The sequence below is a fragment of the Acidovorax sp. 99 genome (assembly GCF_003096455.1).
Classification (GTDB): domain Bacteria; phylum Pseudomonadota; class Gammaproteobacteria; order Burkholderiales; family Burkholderiaceae_C; genus Acidovorax; species Acidovorax delafieldii.
On sequence record NZ_QEKU01000001.1, the window covers coordinates 4,377,980 to 4,403,774 of the forward strand.

Here is a 25,795-nt window from a genome sequence, read left to right on the forward strand (position 1 = left end):
GGCGCTGTGTTGGCGAATGGGCAGCGATCAGGTCAACCCGGCTGCGGCCAACACCATGTCAATCAGCTTGATGCCAATGAACGGCACCACCATGCCCCCCAGCCCATAAATGGCCAGGTTGCGGCGCAGCAGCGCAGCAGCCCCCACGGCGCGGTAAGCCACGCCCTTCAAGGCCAGCGGGATCAAAAAGATGATGATCAGCGCGTTGAACACCACGGCGGACAAGATGGCCGACGAGGGGCTGGCCAGGTGCATGAAGTTCAGCGCCGACAGCTGCGGGTAGGTGGTGACAAACGCCGCAGGGATGATGGCGAAGTACTTGGCGATGTCGTTGGCAATGCTGAAGGTGGTGAGCGAGCCGCGTGTCATCAGCATCTGCTTGCCGGTCTCCACGATCTCGATGAGCTTGGTGGGGTTGCTGTCCAGGTCCACCATGTTGCCCGCCTCCTTGGCGGCCTGGGTGCCAGTGTTCATGGCCACGGCCACGTCGGCCTGGGCCAGGGCGGGCGCATCGTTGGTGCCGTCGCCGGTCATGGCCACCAGTTGCCCGGCCGCCTGGTAGCTGCGGATGAGCTGCAGCTTGGCCTCGGGCGTGGCCTCGGCCAGGAAGTCGTCCACACCCGCCTCGGCCGCAATCGCGGCGGCCGTCAGGCGGTTGTCGCCCGTCACCATCACGGTCTTGATGCCCATGCGGCGCAGCTCGGCAAAGCGCTCCTTGATGCCGCCCTTGACCACGTCTTTGAGCTCCACCACGCCCAGCACGTGGGCACCATCGGCCACCACCAGCGGGGTGCTGCCACGGCGCGATACATCGTCCACCGCCGTCTGCACGGCGGTAGGAAAGCGCCCGCCCAGGGCCTCCACATGCTTGCGGATGGCATCGGCCGCACCCTTGCGCAGCAGGCGTGGGCCGGGCAGGTCCACCCCGCTCATGCGGGTTTGCGCCGTAAAGGGCACAAACACCGCCTGCAGGCTGGTAAGGTCACGTTCACGCAGGTTGAACTTCTGCTTGGCCAGCACCACGATGCTGCGGCCTTCGGGGGTTTCGTCGGCCAGCGATGCGAGCTGGGCGGCATCGGCCAATGCGGCATCGGTCACGCCGGGGGCAGACACGAACTGACTGGCCTGCCGGTTGCCCAGGGTGATGGTGCCGGTCTTGTCCAGTAGCAGCACGTCCACGTCGCCTGCGGCCTCCACCGCGCGGCCCGAGGTGGCAATCACATTGGCCTGCATCATGCGGCTCATGCCCGCCACGCCGATGGCGCTGAGCAAGCCTGCAATCGTGGTAGGGATCAGGCACACCAGCAGCGCCACCAGCACCACCAGGCTCACAGGCTCGCCCGCGCCGCTGGCCTGCACGCTGAACAGCGAGAACGGCAGCAGCGTAACCACCACGCCCAGGAACACGATGGTCAGCGCCACCAGCAGGATGGTCAGCGCGATCTCGTTGGGGGTCTTGTGGCGCTTGGCGTTCTCCACCATGGCGATCATGCGGTCGACAAAGGTCTCGCCAGGGTTCACGGCCACGCGCACCACGATCCAGTCCGACAGCACGCGGGTGCCGCCCGTCACGGCCGAGAAGTCGCCGCCCGATTCGCGGATCACCGGGGCCGATTCGCCCGTGATGGCGCTTTCGTCCACCGAGGCCACGCCGTCGATCACCTCGCCATCGGCGGGAATGGTGTCACCGGCTTCCACCAGCACCACATCGCCCTTGCGCAGGTGGGCGGCCTCCAGCGGCAGCCAGGTCATCTCGGTGCGCGGCGTCGTGCGGTCAAACTGGCCGTCGAGCTTCTTGGCCCAAGTCTGCTTTTTCAGGCCGCGCAGCGAGGCCGCCTGGGCCTTGCTGCGGCCTTCGGCCATGGCCTCGGCAAAGTTGGCGAACAGCACGGTGAACCACAGCCACAGCGCTACTGCGGCGGTGAAGCCCTCGGGTTTGCTGGCGGCCAGCGCGGTGGTGAAGGCGCTGCCCACGTACACCACAAACATCACCGGGTTGCGCCATTGCACGCGCGGGTCCAGCTTCTTGAAAGCCTCCAGCAGCGCGGGGCGTACCAGGGCGGGGTCGAACAGGGTCAATGTTTTGCGAGTCATCACAATCTCCCAGCCATTTCTTAACGGGGTGTGAGCACGAGATGCTCTACCACCGGGCCCAGCGCGAGGGCGGGCACATAGTTCAGCAACCCCACCAGCAGCACCACGCCCGCCAGCAGCGCCACAAACAGCGGGCCGTGGGTGGGCAAGGTGCCATCGGTGGCGGTGGCGCGCTTCTTGGCGGCTAGGGACCCGGCCATGGCCAGCACCGGTACGATCACGCCGAAGCGGCCCAGCCACATAGCCACGGCCAGCAGCACGTTGTAGAAGGGGGTGTTGGCCGACAGGCCAGCGAAGGCGCTGCCGTTGTTGTTGGCGGCGGAAGACAGCGCATACAGCACCTGGCTGAAGCCGTGCGCGCGAGGGTTGGAGAGGCCCGCGCGGCCTGCCTCGCTCATCACCGCCACGGCGGTACCGAGCAATACGAGCAACGGCGTGACCAGGATGGCGATGGAGACGAGCTTCATCTCATGCGTCTCGATCTTCTTGCCCAGGTACTCGGGCGTGCGGCCAATCATCAGCCCGGCGATGAACACCGCCATGATGGCGAACACCAGCATGCCGTACAGGCCCGAGCCCACGCCGCCAAATACCACCTCGCCCATCTGCATGAGCACCATGGGCACCATGCCGCCGAGGGGGGTGAAGCTGTCGTGCATCGCAATCACCGCGCCGCAGCTGGCGGCTGTGGTGATTACTGCGAACAGGGCGGAGGTGGCGATGCCAAAACGCGTTTCCTTGCCTTCCATGTTGCCGCCTGCCTGCAGGGCGCTGGCAGTTTGGTCCACACCCAGCGATGCCAGCAGCGGGTTGCCTTGCTGCTCGAAGGCGGTGGTTGCCACTACTGCGACCACGAAGAGCAGGCTCATCGTGGCCAGAATCGTCCAACCTTGGCGCTCATCGCCCACCATGCGGCCAAACACCAGACACAGCGCGGCGGGGATGAGGAAGATCGCCAGCATCTGCAACAGGTTGCTGGCGGCCGAGGGGTTCTCGAACGGGTGGGCCGAGTTGGCGTTGAAGAAGCCGCCTCCGTTGGTGCCCAGCATCTTGATGGCCAACTGCGAGGCCACGGGGCCCATGGCCAGGGTCTGCGTGGCTTGCGTGGCGGGTTCCGTCACCGGGGCGCCCTGGGCGTCCAGCACCGGCTGGCCCGCGCCATCGAGCTTGGGCGCGTCGTAGTGCACGGGCTCCAGTGTCGGTACCTCGGTGTAAGGCGACAGGTTCTGGATCACGCCCTGGCCTGCAAACACCACGGCCAACACCAGCGACAGGGGCAGCAGCACCCACAGCGTGGCGCGGGTCAGGTCGGCCCACACATTGCCAATGGATTGTGCTGAGTGCCTTGAAAAGCCACGCACCAGCGCAATGACCACCACCAAGCCCGTCGCGGCAGACAGAAAGTTCTGCACCGTCAGCGCCAGCATCTGCGTGAGGTAGCTCATGGTGCTCTCGCCGCCATAGCCTTGCCAGTTGGTGTTGGTGACAAAACTGATGGCCGTGTTGAAGGCCGAATCGGGTGCCACCGCAGCCATGCCCTGCGGGTTGAGCGGCAGCACCGCTTGCCAGCGCTGCAGCGCATACACCGCCAGCAAGCCCAGGCCATTGAACACCAGCAGGCCCAGCGCGTAGCGCAGCCAGCCGGTTTCCTCATCGGGCCGCACGCCTGCCAGTCGGAACAGCGGGCCTTCCAGCCTCCGTCCCAGCGCAAAGCGGCCCGCCATCACGGTGTCGATGTAACGCGCCAGCGGCCAAGCCAGCGCCAGCAGCAGTGCCAAAAACACCGCCAATTGCAGCCAGGCACCTGTGCTCATGAAAAGTCCTCCGGCCGCAGCAGCACGGCGATCAGGTACACCAAAAGCGCAGCGGCGAGCACGGCCGCCAGAATCATCCAGCCGCTGGTCATGACCGTCCCCCTTGTGCCTGGCGTTGCAGCAGCGCGCAACCCTTGGCCAAGCCATAGACGGCCAGCCAGAGCAGGCCTCCCACCGCCATCAATATCCAGTCCATAGCGTCCTCCTTGACACATGGACCGATGCTAGGAACGGCCGCATCAAGATGGGCGCAAGAGTGCGGTGTGGGGTATCAAGATCGCATCAAGATGCGCGGGCGCCAGGCCTGGTTGGCAGAAAGATGTATGGCAATTTGCTATTGAATTTATAGCTGTATGCGCATGATATTCAAGCGCTACAGACCGTTTCTATTCAAAGTTTTGCCTGTAGCGCGGGTTTGCCGGTTCTCGCACCGGTTTCGGGCGTCAGCACGCTCGGCAGGTGTGGCGCACCTTGAGGTCTGTCCGTTCTCCCAATGGTTCATAAGAGAACGCTCGCATCGGCCTGAAGCAAAGGCGTGTGCAAGGTGCGATCATCCCCACCCTGCATCACGCTTCTGTTCTCCATGACCCAGGCCACACCGCTCCGTCCCAGCGCTTCCAGTCCGCTCGATTCCCTCGTCCCTCTGCTGTTTGTGGCGCTCTGGAGCACCGGCTTTATAGGCGCCAAGCTGGGGCTGCCGTATGTGGAGCCGCTGACCTTTCTGGCGCTGCGGTTTGCCATTGTCATCGTGCTCATGCTCGCGGTGGTCTCCGTAGCGCGTGCGCCGTGGCCGCCGTCGGGCAGGGCCTGGCTGCACATTGGGGTGTCGGGCCTGCTGGTGCACGGTGTGTACCTGGGCGGTGTGTTCATGGCCATCGGGCACGGGCTGCCGTCGGGCATTACAGCGCTGGTGGTGGGCTTGCAGCCGCTGCTGACAGCCCTGGTGGCCGGGGCTTTGCTGGGCGAGAAGGTGCGGCCTGCCCAATGGGCGGGCCTGGCCCTGGGCTTCACCGGCGTGGCGCTGGTGGTGGCCGGCAAGGTGGCCACCGTGCCGGCCAATGCACTGATGGGCATGCTGCTGCCGGCGGTGGTCGCGCTGCTGGGCATCACGGCGGGCACGTTGTACCAGAAGCGGTTCTGCCCCTCGTTCGACTTGCGCACGGGCTCGGTCATTCAGTACCTGCCCTGTGCGGTGGCCATGGCCGCAGTCGCCTACGCCACCGAATCCATGGCCATATCGTGGACCGGCGAGTTTGTGTTTGCGCTGGGCTGGCTGGTGCTGGTGCTGTCGCTCGGGGCCGTGAGCCTGTTGAACCTGCTCATTCGCCGGGGCGGCGCAGTCAATGTGGCCAGCCTGTTCTACCTGACCCCGCCCACCACAGCGCTGATCGCGTGGGCGATGTTTGAAGAGACGCTCAGCGGCTGGGCGCTGGCGGGGATGGCGCTGGCGGCGGCGGGCGTGTGGTTGGCCAGGCAAACAAAGTAAAGGCCCCGAAGGGCCCTGCAGCTCACAGCTTGCGCAGCCGCTCCAGCGCCGCCCGCAGCGTCTCGTCCTTCTTGGCAAAGCAGAACCGCACCACACGCTGGTCAAACCCGTCGCCATAAAACGCGGACAGCGGAATCGCCGCCACGCCGACCTCACGGGTGAGCCACTGGCAGAAGTCGGCCTCGTTCAGATCGCTGATTGCCGAGATGTCCACGCACTGGAAGTAGCTGCCGGTGCTGGGCAGCAGCTTGAAGCGCGAGCCTGCCAGCCCTTCGCGGAACAGGTCGCGCTTGGCCTGGTAGAACGCGGGCAACTGCAGGTAGGGCGTGGGGTCTTGCAGGTAGGCGGCCAGGCCGTGCTGCACGGGGGTGTTGACGGTGAACACGTTGAACTGGTGCACCTTGCGGAACTCGGCCGTCAGCGCGGCGGGGGCCGCCACGGTGCCGACTTTCCAGCCGGTCACGTGGAAGGTTTTGCCAAAGCTGGACACGATGAACGCACGGGCGGCCAGGCCTGCAAAGCGCGCGGCGCTCTGGTGCTCGGCGCCGTCGAACACCATGTGCTCGTACACCTCGTCGCTGATGAGCAGGATGTCGGTGGGCGCGAGCAGGTCTTCGAGCTGGCGCATTTCCTCGGCCGTCCAGATGGTGGCGCTGGGGTTGTGCGGGCTGTTGATGATGATGGCGCGGGTGCGGGGCGTGATGGCCGCGCTGATCTTGGCAAAGTCGGGCCGGAAGGTGCCGGGCGTGAGCGGCACGCGCACGGCCTTGCCGCCGGCCAGCTCGATGTTGGGCACGTAGCTGTCGTAGCAGGGGTCGAGCACGATCACCTCGTCGCCCGCGTGCACGATGGCCAGGATGGCTGTGATGATGGCCTGGGTGGCGCCCGCGGTGATGGTGATTTCGGTGTTGGGGTTGTAGGCGCGGCCATGCAGCGCCTCGATCTTGCGGGCCACGGCTTCGCGCAGCATGGGCACCCCGGTCATGGGCGGGTACTGGTTGTGGCCGGCCTGCATGGCGGCCGTGACGGCGTTCACCAGCTCGGGCGCGCATTCAAAGTCGGGGAAGCCCTGGCCCAGGTTGACGGCCTTGTGCTCTGCGGCCAGGGCGGACATCACGGTGAAGATGGTGGTGCCGACGTTGGGCAGCTTGCTGGGGAAGGCGGGTGTGCGGGCGGTGGTGGAGGTCATGGCGCAGCAGCTTGGAAAACGGGAAATTCTGGAAGAGATCGGGGTGTTTCGGGACTGAATGCAGGTCAGAGTTCGTAGTCGTTGACATGGCCTGTCATCGCGCGGGCAATCAGCTCGCGGCTCAGGCGGTCGCTGAGCAGCTCGGCAAACTTGTAGACAAAGTTGCGCAGGTAGGCGCCGCGCTTGAAGGCCACGCGGGCCACGCTCTGGCCGAAAAGGTGGCCCACGGGACGCACGGCCAGGTCACCCACCGGGTCATCGCGCATGGCCATCTCGGCCACGATGCCGATGCCCAGGCCCAGGCGCACATAGGTCTTGATCACGTCAGAGTCGATGGCTTCGAGCACGATGCGGGGCGTGAGCTTGCGCGCCGCAAAGGCGTGGTCGATCTTGCCCCGGCCGGTGAAGGAGGGGTGGTAGGTAATCAGCGCCTCATGGGCCAGATCGTCCAAACCAATACGTTCCTTTTGTGCCAGCGGGTGGTCGTTGGGCACGACCAGCACGTGCTGCCATTCGTAGCAGGGCAGGGTGACGAGTTCGGGGTAGTCGGCCAGCGATTCGGTGGCCATGCCGATTTCGGCCACTTCGTCGATGATCATGCGGGCCACTTCGTGGGGCGTGGCCTGGTGCAAGCTTACGTTGACCTTGGGATAGGCCTCGCGCAGCCGCGCCACGGGCACCGGCAGCACATAGCGCGCCTGGGTGTGGGTGGTGGCGATGCTGAGGGTGCCGCTGTCTTGTGCGCTGAACTGCTCGCCAATGCGCTTCAGGTTACCCACCTCGCGCATGATGACTTCGATGCTCTTGAGCACATGCTGGCCGGGCTCGGTAATGCGCTTGAGGCGCTTGCCGTGGCGGGCAAAGATGTCCACGCCCAGTTCTTCTTCCAGCTCGATGATGGCTTTGGAGACGCCCGGCTGCGAGGTGTGCAGGGCCTTGGCGGCCTCGGTCAGGTTGAGGTTGCGGCGCGCAGCCTCTTGAACGAAGCGGAATTGGTGCAGATTCATATCGAATATTGCCTAAAGGATTGCATCATTATGCTGCAATCGTCTAAGCAAACGGACCGCACTCTCGGAAATTTCAGATCGGCGGGCTTTCGCAGGCGATCTCGGCCATCAGCGCCGTCATGCGGGGGTCTTCTCCGATGGCTGTCTGTACGTGGAATTGAACTCCAGGATGTGCGGTGCGCAGCTTTTGCACCAACAAGGGCAAGTCCTCCCGCGCATGTTTGCCGGTGCCCAGGAACATCGGAACCACCGTGACAGCGGTGGCCCCATCGGCCACCAGTTGCCGGACGGCGTCTGGCAGGGATGGTTCACACAGTTCCAGGTAGGCGCAGATAGCTTGGCGGCCAGAGCTTTGCGCCGCAATGCGCTTTGCGACTGCCTCCATAGGGGCGCGCCACAAGGGGTCGCGGGACCCGTGGGCAAACAGGACGATGGCTTGGGTCATGGGGCGAGGCAAGGTCAGGGTGTCAGCGTCTCAGCACCAGCCAGCCGAACGCCGCCAGCGAGAGCAGGGAATAGATCAGGCCGGGCGCCGCCGCTGTCAGCCATGGCGACCAGTTTTGCAGGTTGCCCGCGTAGCCGAAAACGTTGTTGAGCAGGAAGAAGCTGATACCCGCCATCACGCCGCCGAACACATAACCCGCGATGCCGCCCGAGCGGAAATGCAGGTAGGCAAAAGGTAGTGCTAGCACCACCATCACCAGACAGCTCAAGGGGTAGAACACCTTGCGCCAGAACTCGATCTCGTACTTCTGCGCGGACTGTCCATTGGCGTTCAGATGTCGGATGAACTGAAAGAGGTCCAGCGTGGCCATGCGGTCGGGCTTGAGCAGGGACGCTGCCACCATGTCGGCGCTGATCTTGGTCGGCCACTGCAGGGAGGGGCTCTCCAGGTGCTCCACGCGGGCCTCGTTCTTGTCGCTTTGCTGTTCAAAGTGACTGCGCTGCACCTTCTCCAGGGTCCACGATCCATCGGTGCCGAACTGCCCCGACGCAGCCCGCGTCTGCGACGCCAGGCGCCCCTTCTCGTCAAACTCGAAGATGCGCACGTCCAGCATGCCGCCATTGGGGGTGAGTGCGCGCACGTTGACGGCAAACGAATGGTCTTCTTGCCGTTCTTTGAGCCATGCACCTGTGGCGCCCGCCGTCAGCCGCCCCAGGTAGCGCACCTTGATGAGCTGCGCGGTGCGGTCGGTCAGGGGAGCCAGGTAGTCACCGACAGCAAACGTCAGCAGCACAAAGACGCCGCCGAGCGTGAGCAGGGTACGCAGTGCGCGCCAAGGGCCCATGCCGCTGGTGCGCATGATGGTGAACTCCGAGCTTTGGGCCAGGCGCGCCATCACGAAGATGGTGCCAATCAGCACGGTGATGGGCAGCAGTTCATACAGGTGGCTGGGAATGCTGAGCACCACAAACAGCAGCGCGTGCGATAGCTGGTAACCGTCCTCCCCGGCACGGCCCACCCAGCGGAGTTCATCCACCAAGTCAAAGAAAAAGAAGAGGGCCAGAAAACCTACAGTGACGAAGGTGACGGCGCCCAGGGCCTCGCGGTGGATCAGGCGGCGGATGGTTTTCATGCGGACTGTCCTCCCGCCTCAGCAGATCGCCACAGGCGGCGCACCGTCCATTGGTTGTGGCGCACTGCCAGTACCAGCAGTGAGGCCGCCAGCATGCCGCCATGCAGCATCACCATGAAGCCGGTCAGGCCCAGCCGGTCGGCACCCACCCAGCTCTGGCCCAGGGTCATGAGGTTGTAGTAGACGATGAAGGCAAACAGCGCGAATACCATGCTGGTGCTGCGCGCTGCGCGTGGGTTGACGCTGGCCACGGCCAACCCGAGCAGCACAAAGTTGAGGGCAGCGAGTGCAAGGCCGAGTCGCCATCCCAGCTCGGCGCGGTAGGCGGGCAGCGGCTGCATCACGAGGTCGTAGGTGGTGCGTGTCTTCACCGCTTGTTCTTCAGCCGACCCAGGGGGCGCGCTGCCGATGCGGGTGCCGTACAGGCTGAACTCGCTGATCTTTACGCCGGGCTTGTCGCGCGAGGTCTCCAGGCGCTGGCCGTCGCTCAGCAGGGCCATGCGTTCACCGCCCTGGGTCTCCAGCCGGGCGCTGCGGGCGGAGGTGACGGATTCGCGTTTGCCGTCATTCGCAGCAATGAACACGTTGTTGGCCGCCAGCGTGTCCGGGGTGTCCTTGTCAATGAAGAATACGCGGCTTCCGTTGGAGGACTCCTGGAACTCGCCCGGAGCGATACGGTCGATGTCGCTGCGCTGCTCGTAGCGGGTCTTGAGTTCCTGGATCTGGGAGTTGGCCCATGGCCACACCAGCAGCGACAGCACGGCTATCACCACCATGACCGGCCATGCAAATCGCAACAGGGGGCGCACCAAGCTGATCAAGCCGCGCCCGCTGGCGAACCAGATCACCATTTCGCTGTCGCGGTACATGCGCGACAGCGTGCCGACCACCGCGATGAACAGGCTGAGGCTGAGGATGGTGGGCAATTGCCCCAAGACGGTGAAGCCCATGACGAGCATCACGTCGGACGGGCTGACACTGCCCTTGGAGGCCTGGCCCAGCGTGCGGATGAGCATCATGGTCATGACCACGGTCACCAGCACCACAAGGGTCGCGCCGAAGCTGCGCGCCAGCTCCTTGCGGATGGATGAATCGAATAACATTGGCTCTAAGGAAAACACCAATTATGAACTTTGATCTCAAGACCCTTGAACTTGCTGCGGCAGCTGCGGAGAAATGCGACCTGCTGATCGTCCTGCTTCCCGAGGGCTTCAAGCCCGGCAAGGATGCGCTGTCCGCCCTGGCGGCCTTGGCGCTCAAGAATGGAGATCTGACCACCAAAGCGGGCAAACACCTGCAGCTGTACCAGGTGCCTGCCGTCGCAGCCCGCCGCGTGGTGCTGGTGGGCCTGGGTGACGGCTCGGCGCGCGCAACGCGCCAGGCGCTGCAGTCGCTGGGCGGCGCCATCAAGGCGCCACACACCAAGCGCGTGGTGCTGTGTTTCGCGGGCGAGGCCCCTGGGGCGGCCGTCAGCGCTGCTGTCCAGGCCGTGGCAGACGTGAGCTATGTGTACACCACCACCAAGACCAAGGTGGAGGCACGCAGCCTGAGCCGCTGTGTGGTGGGCGTGCCGGATGCCGCCAGCGCGCGTGACGGGTTTGACAGCGGTGTGGCCTTGGTGGCTGGCGTGGAGTTTGCGCGGGAATGGGGCAACCGCCCGGCCAACCATGCCACCCCCAGCCTGCTGGCTGACGCAGCCAAAACCCTCGCCAAGCTGCCACGCATCCAGTGCAAGGTCCATGGCCCGGCAGAGGTGGCGCGTCTGGGTATGGGCGCCTTCATGGCTGTGGCAAAGGGCTCTGAAGAGCCCCTGCGTTTCATCGAGCTGCGCTACAACGGCGCTGCCAAGGACCAGGCACCCATCGTGCTGGTGGGCAAGGGCATCACCTTTGACACCGGCGGCATCTCGATCAAGCCCGCGCCCGAGATGGACGAGATGAAATTCGACATGTGCGGTGCTGCCAGCGTGCTGGGAACGTTCCGCGCGCTGGGCGAACTGCAGCCTGCCGTCAATGTGGTGGGCCTGATCCCCGCATGCGAAAACATGCCGGACGGGCGCGCCGTCAAACCCGGCGATGTGGTCACCAGCATGAGCGGTCAGACCATCGAGATTTTGAACACCGATGCGGAGGGACGCCTGGTGTTGTGTGATGCGTTGACCTATGCAGCGCGATTCAAGCCTGCTGCCGTGGTGGACATTGCGACGCTGACCGGCGCCTGCGTGATCGCCTTGGGAGGCGTACGCAGTGGTTTGTTTGCCAATAACGACGGTCTGGCGGAGTCCTTGCAGGCAGCTGGTGAGGCCGCGCAAGACCTCTGCTGGCGCATGCCGCTGGACGATGACTACGCAGACGGCCTCAAGACCAACTTTGCCGATATGGGCAACGTGGCGGGGCGTGCGGGTGGCTCCATCACCGCTGCCAAGTTCTTGCAAAAGTTCGTCGGCGACATGCCCTGGGCTCACCTGGACATTGCGGGCACTGCCTGGAAGGGAGGCGCGGCCAAGGGTTCCACAGGACGCCCGGTCGGTCTGCTGGTGCACTATGTGCTGGAGCAGTCCAGGTCGCAGGTCCGACAAGCCAAGGCACCCAAGTCCGCGTCACGCTCCGTGACCAGGACGGCCGCTGCTGGAGCTGTGGGCAAGCCAGCCGCCAAGCGGTCCTCCAGCCCCAAGGCTGCGTGACGCGTCATGACCGAGGTGGCCTTTCACTTCAACGCACCCGACAAGCTGGCCTACGCATGCCGGTTTGCGCGCAAGGTGCAGCGCAGCGGGGCTCGTTTGGTCATTGCCGCGCCTGCGGATGCGCTTCAGGCGCTGGACCGCATGCTCTGGTTGTTGGCCCCCCAGGACTTTGTGGCCCATTGCCATGCCGACTCGGACGAGGAGCTGGTTCAGGCCTCTCAGGTGTTGCTGGCGCAGGATGCACGCCTGGCACCGCATCACGAAGTGCTGTTGAACCTGAATGCGGAAGTCCCGGAAGGTTTTGGCCGGTTTGACCGTCTGGTCGAAGTGGTGAGCGCCCAGGATGAAGCCGACCGTGCTCAGGCGCGTGCGCGTTGGCGCCATTACGCGTCCCGAGGTTATGCCATTACCCGCCATGATCTGGTGTTGAAAGCGGGCTGATGGCGCTCCCACCCAAAACCCCTCCACGGTTTGTACCCACGCTCACCGAAGTGGTGCAGGTGCCTGGCGTGACGGCCCTCGCGCCGGGGGCTCCAAATCCGGCGGTCCGCACCACCGTCCTGTCGCCGTCGCAGTCTGTGGCGTTGGCCAGGCCTGTATTGCCCACTGCGCGACCGGCTGGTGCGGCGCAGGTCGCTGCGCCCCCTGCCACAGAGCGTCCTGTGGCCTCCCCGGTGGCTGCGCCAATCCCTGTGGCTGCTCCCCTGGCATCACGTCCTCCGGTATCGCATGTCCAACCTCGCCCGGCGGTTCATGCTGCCACCCCTGCTGGCCCAAAGCCAGGGGCTGCGCCCGTTGCGGCCCGCGCCTTGCCAGATGGGATGGAGGAGTACATGGTGCACCGCGTCATGCAGCGCGTGGATGTAGTGCTGGACCAGCGCTTGCGCGAAGCAATCGCCACAGTGGTGCAGGAGCAGACGCGGTCAGTGCTTCCGCGTCTGCGCGAAGAGATCGAATCGGTGGTGCGGCATGCGGTGTACGAGGCGGTGGCGGACGAGCTGGCGAGTGGTGCGCCCCCTGTGTCCAAGGGATGACAGGGTATTCCCCTGTGGTTTCTCTTGCGTTTAATCGTGTTCCCTAATGATCTGGCCCGTAAATTGCGATATGTTCGCCTGCGTTGAGACACAAGAAGATTCTCAGCGTTTATCTTTACTGGAGATTTGATATGCAATTGAAGTTGAAACTGACCGTGGTTGCTGCTATCGCGGCTGTTGCTGGTGTGGCCTCTGCACAAGAGCAGGTGGTCAAGATCGGCCACGTGGCTCCGGTTTCCGGCGCCCAAGCCCACTACGGCAAGGACAACGAAAATGGCGCCCGCATGGCCATTGAAGAGCTGAACGCTCAAGGCGTCACCATCGGCGGCAAGAAGATCAAGTTCGAGCTGCAGGCTGAAGATGACGCTGCCGATCCAAAGCAGGGCACTGCTGCCGCACAAAAGCTGTGCGACTCCAAGGTCGCTGGCGTTGTCGGCCACCTCAACTCCGGTACCACGATCCCTGCCTCCAAGGTGTACAACGATTGCGGCATCCCCATGGTGACGGGCGCTGCGACCAACCCCAACCTGACCAAGCCTGGCTACAAGACCACGTTCCGTATCATCGCCAACGACAACGCCCTGGGCGCTGGTCTGGCCTTCTACGCTGTGGACACCCTGAAGCTCAAGACCGTTGCCATCATCGATGACCGTACTGCTTACGGCCAAGGTGTTGCCGACGTGTTCAAGAAGACCGCTACGGCCAAGGGCATGAAGGTGGTGGACGAGCAGTTCACGACCGACAAGGCCACGGACTTCATGGCCATCCTGACCGCCATCAAGGCCAAGAACCCTGATGCCGTGTTCTACGGTGGTATGGACCCTCAAGCCGGCCCCATGCTGCGCCAGATGGAACAGCTGGGCATGGCCAACGTCAAGTACTTCGGTGGTGACGGCGTCTGCACGTCCGAAATCGCCAAGCTGGCTGCCGGTGCCAAGACCCTGGCTAACGTGATCTGCGCGGAAGGCGGCTCCTCGCTGGCCAAGATGCCTGGCGGTACGGCCTGGAAGGCCAAGTACGACGCCAAGTACCCCAACCAGTTCCAGGTGTACAGCCCCTACACCTACGACGCCACGTTCCTGCTGGTGGACGCTATGAAGCGCGCCAACTCCGTGGACCCCAAGGTGTACGTGAACGAACTCGCCAAGTCCAACTTCAAGGGCGTGACCTCCACCATCGCCTTCGAACCCAACGGCGAAATGAAGAACCCAGCGATCACGCTGTACGTCTACAAGGACGGCAAGAAGACACCTCTGTAATTGGAGTGTTGCTTTCTGCTGCGGGCATTTCGGTGCCTTGCAGCAATCGTAAAAAAGGCTTCCCTCTGGAAGCCTTTTTAATTGCGCGGTGTAGTCAGCGTTGCCAACGCCGCAACGGTTTGATCTGTTAGCGCCTGACTTGTAGCGAGCCTGGATTCACGATGTTGGTAGGCGTGCCTTTGATGAAATTCACCACATTGTCGAAAGCTGCACCAAAGTAGAGCTCGTAGCTGTCCTGCTCCACGTACCCGATGTGTGGCGTGCAGATGCAGTTTTCCAGGCGGAGCAGGGCGTGGCCTTGCAGGATGGGTTCGCTCTCAAACACGTCCACGGCCGCCAGGCCCGGGCGACCCCGGTTGAGTGCTGCGATGAGCGCGTCGGGTTCAATCAATTCTGCACGCGACGTGTTGACCAGCAGCGAGGTGGGCTTCATGCACGAGAGGTCTTCAAGCGAGATGATGCCGCGCGTTTCGTCGTTCAGGCGCAGGTGCAACGAGATCACGTCGCACTGCGAAAAAAACTCTTCGCGCGTGGCGGCGGCCTGGTATCCATCCGTCAGCGCCTGCGCGCGTGAGGCTTCACGCCCCCAGACGCGCACGTTCATACCAAACGCCCGTCCATAGCCGGCCACCAGTTGTCCGATGCGGCCATAGCCCCAGATACCCAGTGTTTTACCCCGCAGCACGCTGCCGACTCCGAAGTTGGGGGGCATGGACGCGGTCTTGAGACCGGACTGCTGCCAAGCGCCATGCTTGAGGTTGGAGATGTACTGTGGCAGGCGGCGCATGGAGGCCATCACCAGGGCCCAGGTCAGCTCGGCGGGAGCCACAGGGGAGCCGACCCCTTCTGCCACGGCGATCCCCCGCTCGGTACATGCCGCTACATCAATGTGGCTCCCAATCTTGCCAGTTTGGGCGATGAGCTTGAGCCGCGGGAGCTTTTCAACCAGTTGGCGTGTGATCTGGGTCCGTTCGCGGATCAGCACAATGATGTCAGCGTCTTTGAGCCGCACCGAAAGCTGCCCCAGCCCTTTGACCGTGTTGGTGTACACCTTGGCGGTGTATGCGTCGAGCCGAGAGGCGCAATGCAGCTTGCGCACTGCATCCTGGTAATCGTCAAGGATCACAATATTCATGCCGATATTGTGCCTTGACGGGCGCAGGGGAATGCCACGGGGGCCGGGCTGGGCATACCAAAGCCTGCGGCTTTTTGGTGACTGAGTGCTGCATGGGCCCCGCAGACGTACTTCTTGTACTGCGCGTGCACGGAAGTCCGGACTCAGAGAGTGCCATGCACCGCGACTGCTGCAGCCTGGTGCGGATTTTTGGACCTGCCGGTGCCTCGGTGTTAGACGTTTGCGGATCGAGCACTGCCTGACAGTGCCTCAGCCTTGGTGCGCGGGGCGTAGAAGAGGGCTCGCCTGCTGCGCTCTGCGAATCAGGCCCGGAGCGCCTCGGATGCTGCCAGGCGGTCCAGCTCTGCGCACACATCGGCCATGCGGCCAGCAATTACCAGGCGGCAGGTGCCTGTGTCAGAGGCCCGACGCAGCACCCGGGTGGATTGTGGTGGGCAGTGGTCTGCACCCACCGACGCCAAGAAGGTCTGTCGTTTGCTGCTGGCCATGTGTGTTGGCAGGAAGGAGCGGTGGGTGGCAGAGGGTCTGGTCGGGCTTTCCGGCGTTCGTGCTGGAGGTTTGGCGGTAAAGGGCCAATTTCCGCGCAATGGACGTTGTGCCAGTGGCTCTGTGGAGTTGCTGGGGACCAGGGTTTGTGCGTCGTCGCTGCGGGAGGCCAATGATGGGGCGTTGCCTGGCCTGGCACGTCTCATGCCGACTGGCTGTGCCAGTATGTCCAGTCGGTCTTTGGGTGCACCAGTTGGGTTGGCAAGCAGCTTTTTAAGACTACGAAAAGGGTTCTGCACAGCAGACAGGGTGAACAAAGCAATTCCCATGTGAAAACTCCGAAAGTCGGGGGTTGAACATAGGCAGGATTGCAAAGTGGTCGAACACCCGTGCAGACAGACGCAGTGCGAGTTGATCCCTCGACAGTGCAGCCAGCTGCTCCGCCGATCCATCAAGCATTGCCTGAGAGGCCTTGGCGTTCAACGGGACCTGCACCGCAGGGCTGGTGAATCGGTTGTATCCGTTCACCAAACGCCCGCCACCCACGGTGCGGCCCCTGGGGCACACGCTACATCAGCATGGTGTTGCGGATAAGTCCCACTGCCAGTCCTTCGATTTCGAAAGGCTCGCCGGGCTGCACCACGATCACGGGATAGTCGGGGTTTTCGGGCAGCAACTCGATGGCAGTGGCCGTGCGGCGAAGTCGCTTGACGGTGACATCATCGCCCAGGCGTGCCACGATGATCTGACCATTGCGAGCCTCACGGGTGGACTGCACGGCGAGCAAGTCACCGTCCATGATGCCGGCGTCGCGCATGGACATGCCCCGCACCTTGAGCAAGTAGTCGGGCTTGTGTTGGAAGAGGCTGTTTTCCACGCTGTAGGTCTGGTCCACATGTTCCTGCGCGAGAATGGGCGACCCCGCAGCCACCCGACCTACCAGGGGCAAGACCAGCTGCGACAGACCCGGGATGGGCAGACTGAATTGGTTGCCACGGGCTGCGTTGATGGAGCGCACTGTGTCTCCGCGCAAGCGGATGCCGCGCGAGGTGCCGCTGACCAGTTCGATCACCCCTTTGCGGGCCAGGGCCTGCAGGTGCTCTTCTGCCGCGTTGGCTGACTTGAAACCCAGCTCGGCCGCGATTTCTGCGCGGGTGGGAGGCGCGCCGGTGCGTGCGATAGCGGTCTGGATGAGATCCAGAATCTGCTGCTGGCGGGCGGTGAGTTTGGGGTTGTCGAGCATGGTGGTTTCCGGTGCAGGCGGTTACAGTGGCGAACAACTGTTTTTTAATCCAGTAACTGTATTTTTCACCAGTTTTTCGGAGTATGCAAGTGAGTGGGCAAAAAATTGTGGTTTTGGGCACCGGTGGCACGATCGCGGGCACCTCTGCACAGGCGGGGGACAACATCGGCTACACCGCTGCCCAGGTGGGGGTGGAGCAACTTCTGACGGCCGTGCCAGGCCTGCAGGCACTGGCAGGGGGCGCCTTGGCTGCAGAGCAGGTGGCGCAGATCGACAGCAAGGACATGGATTGCGAGGTGTGGCGCACGCTGGCTCTGCGGTGCGCGCACCATTTGAGCGACCCGGAGGTGAGAGGTGTGGTCATCACCCATGGCACAGACACCCTGGAAGAGACCGCGTGGTTTTTGCACGAGGCGCTGGATGCGCGAAAGCCCGTGGTGCTGACCTGCGCCATGCGGCCCGCCACAGCCCTGACCCCCGATGGACCCCAGAATCTGCTGGACGCTGTGGCAACGGTATTGGCACCCGGTGCCACAGGTGTGCTGGCTGTTGCGGCGGGTGAAGTGCATGGCGCACGGTATGTGCAAAAGGTGCATCCCTACCGCGTCAATGCCTTCAGCTCGGGCGAGGCCGGTCCTTTGGGATGGGTGGAAGAGGGCGTGGTCCGCTGGGCATGCAATAGCCCGGTAGCGCATGTCAATCATGCCGATAGCGCTATGAATAATATAGTGAACGCTGTGGCTTGGCCGTGGGTGGAAATCGTCATGAACCATACAGGCGCGTCGGGCAGGGCGGTAGATGCGCTGGTGCGAGAGGGCGTGCAGGGCCTGGTGGTGGCTTGCACCGGAAATGGCACGATCCACCACGATCTGGAGGCTGCCCTGGTGCGCGCGCAGAAAGCCGGGGTGCAGGTGGTGCGCTCCACCCGCTGCGCCGAGGGACAGGTGCTACCCAAGCCGGGTGATGTGCTGCCTGCCTCGCAAGGCCTGTCGCCAGTCAAGGCGCGGGTCGCTCTGATGCTGGATTTGCTGCGGGCGGATTGATCGAAAAGGACTGCCAGCCGTGTTCACCGCACTCAAGACACACGCCTGGGCTTATCCCGCGCTCGAAGTCGTCCACATTGTGGGCATTGCGCTGTTGCTGGGCAATCTGGTGTTGCTGGAGTTGCGGGTGTTTGGGCGCGGTGCGGCCTTGCCGGTGAAAGACCTCGCCCGGCTGAGTCTGACTTTGGCCGTGTGTGGCTTTGGATTGGCGGCAGCATCGGGTCTGTTGATGTTTGCCACCCAGCCGTCGGAGTTGCTCAGCAACCGCGCCTTTACCTTGAAGATGCTGTTGTTAATGCTTGCGGGCTGTAATGCGGCGTGGTTCCATGCACGTGATTCCCTCACGCGCCTGGACGGGCTGGCCCGCCTTCAGATGCTGGCATCCACCATGGTGTGGCTGGCGGTGGTGGCTTGTGGCCGCTGGATTGCGTATCTTTGAGATCGCCCCCTCTTCATCAGGAGTCTGTATGAGCCTGCAACGTCGTCATGTGCTGATCGCCGCCAGTGCCTTGCCTTTGGGGGTGCACGCCCACCATGGCTGGAGCAGTTTCGATGCAGACCGACCGCTGTATCTGGAGGGCACAGTGCGCAAAGTGCGCTGGCAAAACCCGCACGCAGAGCTGGAGCTGGAACCGCCCGCAGCGCTCCGGTTGCCAGCGGACCTTGCGCAACGTGCCATTCCTGCGCAGACAGCGCCCGTGGATGGCCGCGCGCTGCTGGCCAAAACGGTGCTCCCCGCCCGCAAGGACCGCGTCTGGGAGATTGAGCTGGCGCCTTTGACCCGCATGCAGGCGTGGCAGGTGCCAGAGATCAAGCCAGGCACCGTCGTATCAGTCGTGGGTTTTGGCCTGCGGGACGAAAAGGGCGAGGCGGTACTGCGTGCCGAGTACCTGTTTGTGGACGGCAAAGCCTACGGCCTGCGGTCCAGTCCTGCCTGAGTCAAAGCACACGCCCGCAGCAGGCGGCTGTCGTGGCTGCCGTGTTTCAAGACGGCCCATGAAAAAAGCGACGCCCTGGTGCGGTGCGTCGCTTGGTTGGAGCTTGACCGCCCAACGTGTGTCAGGCGGCTTTTTGTTCCTGGTTCAATGTATCAGCTGGCCAGCGCCTGCAGCGCGCGTGCGGTGATCTCGTCCACACTGCCGGTGCCGCTGATGGCGCGGTACTTGGGCGCTATAGCGGGTTCATCCTTGGCCCAGTTGCTGTAGTAATCCACCAGGGGGCGCGTCTGGTCGCTGTAGACCTGCAGGCGCTTCTTGACGGTTTCTTCCTTGTCGTCTTCGCGCTGGATCAGTTCTTCGCCGGTCACGTCGTCCTTGCCTTCCACCTTGGGGGGGTTGAACTTGACGTGGTAGGTGCGGCCGCTGGCGGGGTGCGAGCGGCGGCCGCTCATGCGTTCGATGATGGCGTCGAAGGGCACATCGATTTCGAGCACGTAGTCCAGCTTGACGCCTGCGGCCTTCATGGCGTCGGCCTGGGGAATGGTGCGGGGGAAGCCGTCAAACAGGAAGCCGTTGGCACAGTCTGCCTGCGTGATGCGCTCCTTGACGAGACCGATGATGATGTCGTCACTGACCAGGGCGCCCGAATCCATCACGGCTTTGGCCTGCAGGCCCAGCGGGGTGCCGGCCTTGACCGCTGCGCGCAGCATGTCGCCGGTGGAGATCTGGGGGATGCCGTACTTCTGGCAGATGAACGTGGCTTGCGTGCCCTTTCCGGCGCCAGGCGCGCCCAACAGAATCAGTCTCATGGATGTCCTCGAAGGTTAGAAATCGGGTGGCGCCGCTGGCGGGGACGTTCGAAGGGCGCCTGAAGCCGTTCTGTGCGCCCGGGATGCGGTGCTCTCGTTACAGTTGAGGATAGCATGTGACCACCTTGCGCTGACTTACATGGGTGACCGTTTCTAGGTCGGCGCCTCCACGTGTGCACCATGGGGCCCCGCTGTACGTCCCCAGTGCGTTGAGAGTGCGCCCGCAGTGCACCCCGCACGGCGGCGCCAGAGCGCTTTCAGCGAAACAGCGCGCGCACCCGCTCCAGGTCCTCCGGCGTATCCACGCCAGGGCCGGGCGCTGCGTCTGCCAGGTGCACGGCGATGTGGTGGCCATGCCAGAGTGCGCGCAGCTGCTCCAGGGCCTCCACCGCCTCGGTCGGTGCTGGCGCCAGCTGCGGAAATTTCCGCAAGAACCCTGCGCGATAGCTGTAGATGCCCACGTGCCGCAGCGGTGCAAAGCCTTGCAGTGCCTTGACGCCGGGCTGGGCGGCCTGTGCCGCGCCCTCCCACCAGGCCGTGCTCGCGTGGTCGCGGCCAAAAGGGATGGGTGCACGGCTGAAGTAATGGGCCAGACCCCGCGCGTCCAGCACCACCTTCACCACATTGGGGTTGGTGTAGTCGGCCAGGGACGCAATGGCATGGGCAGCGGTACCCATGCTGGCTTCGGGGCGCTTTCCATCTCGGTCTTGCAGCAGGCTTGCCACGGCATTGATGAGGCCGGGGTCTATCAGCGGCTCGTCACCCTGCACATTGACCACGATGTCGTCGCCGTCCAGTCCCAGCTGTAGGCAGGCCTCGGCCAGGCGGTCGCTGCCGCTGGCGTGGTCGGTGCGCGTCATGACGGCATCCACGTCATGCACTGCGCAGGCTTGCAGGATGCGGGCATCGTCGGCCGCCACCACGACGCGGGTTGCGGCGCTCTGCGCAGCACGCCGGGCCACGCGCACCACCATGGGCAGGCCCGCAATGTCGGCCAGAGGCTTGTCTGGCAAGCGGCTTGAGGCCATGCGTGCCGGGATCAGCACGGTGAAGGGGGTGTGGGCTAAGGCGGGCACGGGTGCGCTCACTGCTCCAGTTCCTCGTCGGTCAGGGTGCGTGCTTCGTTTTCCAGCAACACCGGAATTCCGTCGCGCACCGGGTAGGCCAGCCGCGCGCTGCGCGACACGAGTTCCTGCGCCTCGCGGTCATAGGTCAGGGGGCCTTTGGTGACGGGGCAGACCAGCAGTTCAAGCAGTTTGGGGTCCATGGGGGAGGAGCTTTCCGGGAGGGTTCGTTCAGGCAGGGGCAGATGATAGCGGCGGCCTTTGGGCTCCTGGGCCGGTCGTAATTCGATGGAGCCAGGCATCGAGGGCGGTAAAAAATTGCGGGTCCATCTGCGCGACCAGGGGAACAGCCAGTGCGTCAGGATGGCGGGTCCAGAGCTTTACGGCGTCTTTTTCAGTGCAAACAAGCTGCATGCGCTGGTCGGATATGCGCTGCCAGCTATCAAAATCATAGTGATCTGGCAGGGCCTCGGTGCGCTCCAGCGCCAGGCCCTGGGTGCGCAGCATGGCAAAAAACTCGCTGGGCCTGGCCACGGCTGCCACCGCATGCAGCGGTTGCCCCTGCAATTGGGCCAGTGGCACCTGCTGGCCGTTCGACCGCAGGGCATAGGGCGCCAGGCTACGCTGCAGCTCAAATGCAGGCGCGGTGGTCCCGTGCGGTGGCGCACTGCCTGCGTGCAGCACGATGTCCACGGCGCGGGGCCAGGGCTCCCGCAGCGGGCCGGCAGGCAGCAGAAATCCGTTGCCGATGCCCTGGTCATTGAAGATGCAGATCTCCAAGTCCCGCTGCAGCGCCAGGTGCTGCAAGCCGTCATCGCAAATGAGAACGTCGGTGTCAGGGTGCGCGGCCAGCAGCGCGCGTGCGGCAGCGATGCGGCGCGGGGCCACAAACACAGGCACTGTGCCACCCGCCGCCACGCTGCGGGCAATCAGGGCGGGCTCGTCGCCCACCTCACTGGCCAGGCTGTCAGGCAGTACCGCACGGCAGTCGTGCGTGCTGCGGCCATAGCCGCGCGAAATCACGCCCACGCGCAGGCCGCGCGCCTGCAGGTGTTTGCCGAGTGCGATGACTATCGGGGTCTTGCCGGCGCCTCCGGCAATCACGTTGCCCACCACGATGACGGGGCGGCCCGGGTGTTCGGAGCGAAGCCAGCCCCTGCCATACAGCCAGCGGCGCAGCGCCACCAACGCGCCATACATCAGGGAGACGGGCCACAGTGCCCAAGCCGCTGGACCCCGGGACTGCCAGATGTTGTGAAGCCGTTGTTCGGCCGTGGGCGGAGAGACCTGCGGGGCCGAAGCCCGGGGCGGCTGCGGCCCGGAAGCGGCCATGCCCGTCAGCGGCTGGCCGCGCGTCCCGACGCGGACGACTGCGTGGCAAACGTGATCTGCGTGAGGCCCACGCGGCGCGCGGCTTCCATCACGGTGACCACGGACTGGTGTGGCGACATGGCGTCGGCGCTGATGATGACCACGCTGTCGCGGCCTGCGGTGGCGGCACTGCGCAGAGCCTGGGCGATGGCATCCACACCCTTGCCTTCCACGCCGGTCTTGTTGACGGCGTAGCGGCCGTCTGCGGCCACCGACACGATCACTTCCTTGGGATGGTCGCGCTGCTGCTCGGCATCGGCCACGGGCAGGGTGAGTTGCAGCTCCGTGAACTTGCTGTAGGTGGTGGTGAGCATCAGAAAGATGAGGATCACCAGCAGCACGTCGATGAACGGGATCAGGTTGATCTCGGGCTCATCCTTGGCGCGGGGACGAAAGTTCATGGCGCTTACTTGGCTTTGCGCAGGCGCAGGATGTGGCGAACGAATTGCTCCGACGCCAGCTCCAGCGTGAGCAGATACGCGTCCACGCGGGCCCGGAAGTAGCGCCAGAAGATCAGCGAGGGGATCGCCACGATCAGGCCAAACGCGGTGTTATAGAGCGCGATGGAGATGCCATGTGCCAGCTGGGCCGGGTTGCCGCCACCCATGGCCTGGCCCACACCGCCGCCGCCAGCCTGCGAGCCAAAGATTTCGATCATGCCGATGACGGTGCCTAGCAGGCCCAGCAGCGGCGCGGCTGAAGCGATGGTGGCCAGGGCCGACAGGTACTTCTCCAGCCGGTGCGCTACCGCGCGGCCGGTGCCTTCCATGGCGGCGCGCAGGTCGGTTTCGCTGCACTGGGGGTTGCTGTTGAGGGTACGCAGGCCGCTGGCCAGCACTTCACCCAGGGCCGAGTTCTGGGCCAGCTGGTTCACCACGTCGGGGGTGGGCAAGGCCTTGGACGACACCGTGATGGCTTCGTCGAGGAGTTTGGGGGGGGCCACGCGGGCCGTTTTCAGGGCCAGAAAACGTTCAAAAATCAGTGCCAGTCCCAGGACGGAACACGCGATCAGGGGCCAGATGGGCCAGCCTGCGGCTTGTATGATGGACAGCAAATCTCTCTCCGCGCAGATGAAAGCAATCGGCGATTATGGCCTAGCTTGCGGCGGCCACCGCGTCACAAACCGTTACGTTATCGCGCACGCCACCCATCACCGCGTTCACCCACAAAAACTGTGGATAACTTTGTGGGCAACCCATATCCACAGCCTCGCAAAGTGGCTTCGCGCCGTGCTTGCAACAGATTGATGAAAAATTGTGCAGTGAAAAATGTATATAAATCAACAACTTGCACGTGCTCTCGTGTTTTGCAGCCGATTGGGGTGCCCAGTTTGAAGGTAACTCCCGCTGGCTCGAAACTGTGGAGTACTCGCCGGGGGGGCGCGGCGCCAACGCGCGCCGTTTCTCATGTTTGATCGTTCAAGCCCAGCAGCGGCGCCCCGTATCTGGGAAGTTGGCGCGCTGTGCCGCGCCATTGCTGATGCCCTGGAGGCGCGCTTCAATCCTGTCGCGGTGCGCGGCGAGATTACGGGCTTCTCGCGCGCGTCCAGCGGTCATTGTTATTTTTCGATCAAGGACGCCAACGGGCAGTTGCGCTGCGCCATGTTCCGACGCGCAGCCACGTTGCTTGACTTTTCGCCGCGCGATGGTGAATTGGTGGAAGTGCGCGGGCGTCTCGGTGTGTATGAGGCACGGGGCGACCTGCAGTTCATCGTGGAAAGCATGCAGCGCGCGGGGCAGGGCGCGTTGTTCGAGCAGTTCCTGCGGCTCAAGGCGCAGCTTGACGCCGAAGGCCTGTTCGACACGGCGCGCAAGCGCCCGCTGCCGCTGCAGCCCCGCGGCATTGGCCTGGTCACGTCAGCCGGCGCAGCCGCGCTGCACGATGTGGTCACGGCGTTGCGCCGGCGTGTGCCGCACATTCCGGTGGTGCTGGTGCCCGCGCAGGTCCAGGGTGTGGCAGCCCCGCCGTCGATCATTGCGGCGCTATCAAAACTGTATCTGCTCGCGCAAGCGGGGCAGGCGCCTGGGGCTGATTCGAACCGGCATCCGCCCATTGACGTGATTTTGCTGGTCCGTGGGGGAGGCTCCATCGAGGACCTGTGGGCCTTCAACGACGAGCAACTGGCCCGCACCATCGTGCAAAGCCCGGTGCCCCTGGTCAGCGGGGTGGGGCATGAGACCGATTTCACCATCGCTGACTTTTGCGCCGATCTGCGCGCTCCCACGCCCACCGCGGCGGCCGAGCTGGTGGCCCAGCCGCGCGAGGTCTGGCTGGGCGCGCTGGATTTGCTGGCAGGCCGGCTGAGCGATGGTGTGCAGCGCCAGCTCGATACCCGCCACCAGCGGCTGGACCAGGCCGCAGCCCGCCTCGGGCGTCCCTCGGGCCTGGTGGCGCGCCAGCAGCTGCAACTGGCGCGCCTTGCGCAGCGCATGCGCCATGGGGTGCTCCTGAAAATGCAGCGCCTGGCGCAACGCCAGCAAACACTGGAAACCCAATTGCCCCAGGCTTTGCAACGCAGTGCTGCGCAGCACGCCGAGCGGCTGGACCGTGCTGCCTTGCGGCTGGAGCTGCTGGACCCACGCTTGGTACTGCAGCGCGGTTATGCGCTGCTGACCGACACCAGCGGCCAGGCGGTGACCAGCGTGCGCCAAGCCCAGCCGGGCGACGCGCTGCGGGCCACGCTGGCCGACGGCGCCGTGGATGTGACGGTGTCGCAGCCACGGTTGCTGTGAGCGGATCGCGGAGGGCGAGGGCGGCAGGGCTTTTTTGTAGGACAGCGGCGGTTTGTGGCGTTGCGGGTGGGGAACCGGGAGCCCACATGCTGCACAGGTCACCTGATGTTCCTACAATGCCCCCTTCGCGCTGTGTCCGACTGCATTGCTCAGGAAAGCCCGCGGTGCAGACGGCATCCCAGAATTTCAAACCACGAGGAAACACCACCATGGAACACACCCTTCCCCCGCTGCCCTACGCCATCGACGCCCTGGCCCCGCACTACAGCCAGGAAACCCTGGAGTACCACCACGGCAAGCACCACAACGCCTACGTGGTGAACCTCAACAACCTGCAAAAGGGCACCGAGTTCGAATCCCTGACGCTGGAAGAGATCATCAAGAAGGCCAGCGGTGGCATCTACAACAACGCTGCGCAAATCTGGAACCACACCTTCTTCTGGAACTGCATGGCTCCCCAGGGTGGCGGTGAGCCATCGGGCGCACTGGCCGCAGCCATCAACGCCAAGTGGGGCAGCTACGCCGCCTTCAAGGAAGCCTTTGTGAAGTCCGCCGTGGGCAACTTCGGTTCGGGCTGGACCTGGCTGGTGAAGAAGGCTGACGGCAGCGTGGACATCGTCAACACCGGCGCCGCCGGCACGCCCCTGACCACCGCCGACAAGGCCCTGCTGACGGTGGACGTGTGGGAACACGCGTATTACATCGACTACCGCAACATGCGTCCCAAGTTCGTCGAAACCTTCCTCGACAAGCTGGTGAACTGGAAGTTTGCTGAAGCCAACTTTGCCTGATAGACCCGCGCAGTCGCGGTGTGGCGCTCACATCGCGCAG

Annotated in this window: 27 protein-coding genes; 10 read left to right on the forward strand and 17 right to left on the reverse strand. The window is 64.2% G+C overall.

The genetic code is table 11. From position 1 onward, the window contains the following. Positions 1-27: 27 nt before the first annotated feature. Genes kdpB through kdpF form a run of 3 tightly spaced genes read right to left on the reverse strand, consistent with a single transcriptional unit; the run spans position 28 to position 4,000 of the window. A complete protein-coding gene (gene kdpB / locus C8C95_RS20160; RefSeq protein ID WP_116749745.1) occupies positions 28-2,094 on the reverse strand; it encodes a potassium-transporting ATPase subunit KdpB in 2,067 nt (688 codons plus the stop codon). A 20-nt stretch (positions 2,095-2,114) separates the two neighbouring features. After that, positions 2,115-3,908 carry a potassium-transporting ATPase subunit KdpA gene (gene kdpA / locus C8C95_RS20165; protein ID WP_116749746.1) on the reverse strand — a complete coding sequence of 598 codons (1,794 nt, stop codon included), beginning with the start codon at positions 3,906-3,908 and terminating at the stop codon, positions 2,115-2,117. Then, complete coding sequence (gene kdpF, locus C8C95_RS20170; RefSeq protein ID WP_056062349.1) at positions 3,905-4,000, reverse strand: K(+)-transporting ATPase subunit F; 96 nt, start codon at positions 3,998-4,000, stop codon at positions 3,905-3,907. The genes kdpA and kdpF overlap by 4 nt, the downstream gene beginning before the upstream one ends. Positions 4,001-4,491: 491 nt before the next feature. Between kdpF and C8C95_RS20175 the strand changes: the two genes are divergently transcribed. Further along, positions 4,492-5,394, forward strand: coding sequence for a DMT family transporter (locus tag C8C95_RS20175; RefSeq protein WP_116749747.1), 903 nt, complete (start codon positions 4,492-4,494; stop codon positions 5,392-5,394). Positions 5,395-5,416: 22 nt separating this feature from the next. Here C8C95_RS20175 and C8C95_RS20180 read toward each other — a convergent pair whose 3' ends face one another. The 5 genes from C8C95_RS20180 to lptF form a co-directional block, all read right to left on the reverse strand. Continuing rightward, complete coding sequence (locus C8C95_RS20180) at positions 5,417-6,583, reverse strand: pyridoxal phosphate-dependent aminotransferase (protein WP_116749748.1); 1,167 nt, start codon at positions 6,581-6,583, stop codon at positions 5,417-5,419. 65 nt (positions 6,584-6,648) lie between these two features. Continuing rightward, entirely contained in the window at positions 6,649-7,590 is a 942-nt protein-coding gene (locus tag C8C95_RS20185; protein ID WP_056062356.1) for a CysB family HTH-type transcriptional regulator, read from the reverse strand. A gap of 73 nt (positions 7,591-7,663) precedes the next feature. Further along, positions 7,664-8,035 carry a CbiX/SirB N-terminal domain-containing protein gene (locus tag C8C95_RS20190; RefSeq protein WP_116749749.1) on the reverse strand — a complete coding sequence of 124 codons (372 nt, stop codon included), beginning with the start codon at positions 8,033-8,035 and terminating at the stop codon, positions 7,664-7,666. Between the two features lie 22 nt (positions 8,036-8,057). After that, positions 8,058-9,167 (reverse strand): LPS export ABC transporter permease LptG, encoded by a 1,110-nt coding sequence (lptG, locus tag C8C95_RS20195; protein WP_015014258.1) that lies wholly within the window; start codon positions 9,165-9,167, stop codon positions 8,058-8,060. Next, positions 9,164-10,270 (reverse strand): LPS export ABC transporter permease LptF, encoded by a 1,107-nt coding sequence (gene lptF / locus C8C95_RS20200; RefSeq protein WP_116749750.1) that lies wholly within the window; start codon positions 10,268-10,270, stop codon positions 9,164-9,166. The genes lptG and lptF overlap by 4 nt, the downstream gene beginning before the upstream one ends. Before the next feature lie 23 nt (positions 10,271-10,293). Between lptF and C8C95_RS20205 the strand changes: the two genes are divergently transcribed. The 4 genes from C8C95_RS20205 to C8C95_RS20220 all read left to right on the forward strand — a co-directional run bounded on the left by C8C95_RS20205 (position 10,294) and on the right by C8C95_RS20220 (position 14,143). Beyond that, positions 10,294-11,850: a leucyl aminopeptidase gene (locus tag C8C95_RS20205; protein WP_116749751.1), complete on the forward strand. Its 1,557-nt coding sequence runs from the start codon at positions 10,294-10,296 to the stop codon at positions 11,848-11,850. Positions 11,851-11,856: 6 nt separating this feature from the next. Then, positions 11,857-12,291, forward strand: coding sequence for a DNA polymerase III subunit chi (locus C8C95_RS20210; protein WP_116749752.1), 435 nt, complete (start codon positions 11,857-11,859; stop codon positions 12,289-12,291). A gap of 392 nt (positions 12,292-12,683) precedes the next feature. Beyond that, positions 12,684-12,884, forward strand: coding sequence for a hypothetical protein (locus tag C8C95_RS23900; RefSeq protein ID WP_225581307.1), 201 nt, complete (start codon positions 12,684-12,686; stop codon positions 12,882-12,884). Positions 12,885-13,015: 131 nt separating this feature from the next. Beyond that, on the forward strand, positions 13,016-14,143 hold the full coding sequence (locus C8C95_RS20220) for a branched-chain amino acid ABC transporter substrate-binding protein (RefSeq protein WP_056062370.1): 1,128 nt from the start codon (positions 13,016-13,018) through the stop codon (positions 14,141-14,143). Between the two features lie 127 nt (positions 14,144-14,270). On the opposite strand, the gene C8C95_RS20225 is transcribed toward C8C95_RS20220, so the two are convergent. From C8C95_RS20225 to lexA, 3 genes are all read right to left on the reverse strand, one after another. Then, a complete protein-coding gene (locus C8C95_RS20225; RefSeq protein ID WP_056746014.1) occupies positions 14,271-15,278 on the reverse strand; it encodes a D-2-hydroxyacid dehydrogenase family protein in 1,008 nt (335 codons plus the stop codon). Positions 15,279-15,580: 302 nt separating this feature from the next. After that, positions 15,581-15,766 (reverse strand): hypothetical protein, encoded by a 186-nt coding sequence (locus C8C95_RS20230; RefSeq protein ID WP_116749754.1) that lies wholly within the window; start codon positions 15,764-15,766, stop codon positions 15,581-15,583. A 566-nt stretch (positions 15,767-16,332) separates the two neighbouring features. Further along, positions 16,333-17,007, reverse strand: coding sequence for a transcriptional repressor LexA (lexA, locus tag C8C95_RS20235; RefSeq protein ID WP_056062380.1), 675 nt, complete (start codon positions 17,005-17,007; stop codon positions 16,333-16,335). Between the two features lie 83 nt (positions 17,008-17,090). Here lexA and C8C95_RS20240 point away from each other — a divergent pair, with 83 nt between their 5' ends. Genes C8C95_RS20240 through C8C95_RS20250 form a run of 3 tightly spaced genes read left to right on the forward strand, consistent with a single transcriptional unit; the run spans position 17,091 to position 18,988 of the window. Then, positions 17,091-18,050, forward strand: coding sequence for an asparaginase (locus C8C95_RS20240; RefSeq protein ID WP_116749755.1), 960 nt, complete (start codon positions 17,091-17,093; stop codon positions 18,048-18,050). Positions 18,051-18,069: 19 nt separating this feature from the next. Further along, positions 18,070-18,489 carry a hypothetical protein gene (locus C8C95_RS20245; RefSeq protein ID WP_116749756.1) on the forward strand — a complete coding sequence of 140 codons (420 nt, stop codon included), beginning with the start codon at positions 18,070-18,072 and terminating at the stop codon, positions 18,487-18,489. A 28-nt stretch (positions 18,490-18,517) separates the two neighbouring features. After that, entirely contained in the window at positions 18,518-18,988 is a 471-nt protein-coding gene (locus C8C95_RS20250; RefSeq protein ID WP_116749757.1) for a DUF6152 family protein, read from the forward strand. 152 nt (positions 18,989-19,140) lie between these two features. On the opposite strand, the gene adk is transcribed toward C8C95_RS20250, so the two are convergent. The 6 genes from adk to C8C95_RS20280 form a co-directional block, all read right to left on the reverse strand. Further along, complete coding sequence (gene adk, locus C8C95_RS20255) at positions 19,141-19,797, reverse strand: adenylate kinase (RefSeq protein ID WP_116749758.1); 657 nt, start codon at positions 19,795-19,797, stop codon at positions 19,141-19,143. 257 nt (positions 19,798-20,054) lie between these two features. Continuing rightward, positions 20,055-20,885 (reverse strand): 3-deoxy-manno-octulosonate cytidylyltransferase, encoded by an 831-nt coding sequence (gene kdsB / locus C8C95_RS20260; protein ID WP_108499904.1) that lies wholly within the window; start codon positions 20,883-20,885, stop codon positions 20,055-20,057. Further along, the gene (locus tag C8C95_RS20265) at positions 20,882-21,064 is read right to left on the reverse strand and encodes a Trm112 family protein (RefSeq protein ID WP_056062396.1); all 183 of its coding nucleotides are present in this window, start codon (positions 21,062-21,064) and stop codon (positions 20,882-20,884) included. The genes kdsB and C8C95_RS20265 overlap by 4 nt, the downstream gene beginning before the upstream one ends. Before the next feature lie 28 nt (positions 21,065-21,092). After that, positions 21,093-22,193 carry a tetraacyldisaccharide 4'-kinase gene (lpxK, locus tag C8C95_RS20270; protein ID WP_116749759.1) on the reverse strand — a complete coding sequence of 367 codons (1,101 nt, stop codon included), beginning with the start codon at positions 22,191-22,193 and terminating at the stop codon, positions 21,093-21,095. Positions 22,194-22,198: 5 nt separating this feature from the next. Then, complete coding sequence (locus C8C95_RS20275; protein ID WP_116749760.1) at positions 22,199-22,633, reverse strand: biopolymer transporter ExbD; 435 nt, start codon at positions 22,631-22,633, stop codon at positions 22,199-22,201. A gap of 5 nt (positions 22,634-22,638) precedes the next feature. Further along, positions 22,639-23,286: a MotA/TolQ/ExbB proton channel family protein gene (locus C8C95_RS20280; RefSeq protein WP_056062406.1), complete on the reverse strand. Its 648-nt coding sequence runs from the start codon at positions 23,284-23,286 to the stop codon at positions 22,639-22,641. Between the two features lie 352 nt (positions 23,287-23,638). Between C8C95_RS20280 and xseA the strand changes: the two genes are divergently transcribed. Together xseA and C8C95_RS20290 are read left to right on the forward strand one after the other, a co-directional pair. Further along, a complete protein-coding gene (gene xseA, locus C8C95_RS20285) occupies positions 23,639-24,964 on the forward strand; it encodes an exodeoxyribonuclease VII large subunit (protein ID WP_099730138.1) in 1,326 nt (441 codons plus the stop codon). A gap of 209 nt (positions 24,965-25,173) precedes the next feature. Next, positions 25,174-25,755: a Fe-Mn family superoxide dismutase gene (locus tag C8C95_RS20290; RefSeq protein ID WP_056062412.1), complete on the forward strand. Its 582-nt coding sequence runs from the start codon at positions 25,174-25,176 to the stop codon at positions 25,753-25,755. Positions 25,756-25,795: the final 40 nt, after the last annotated feature.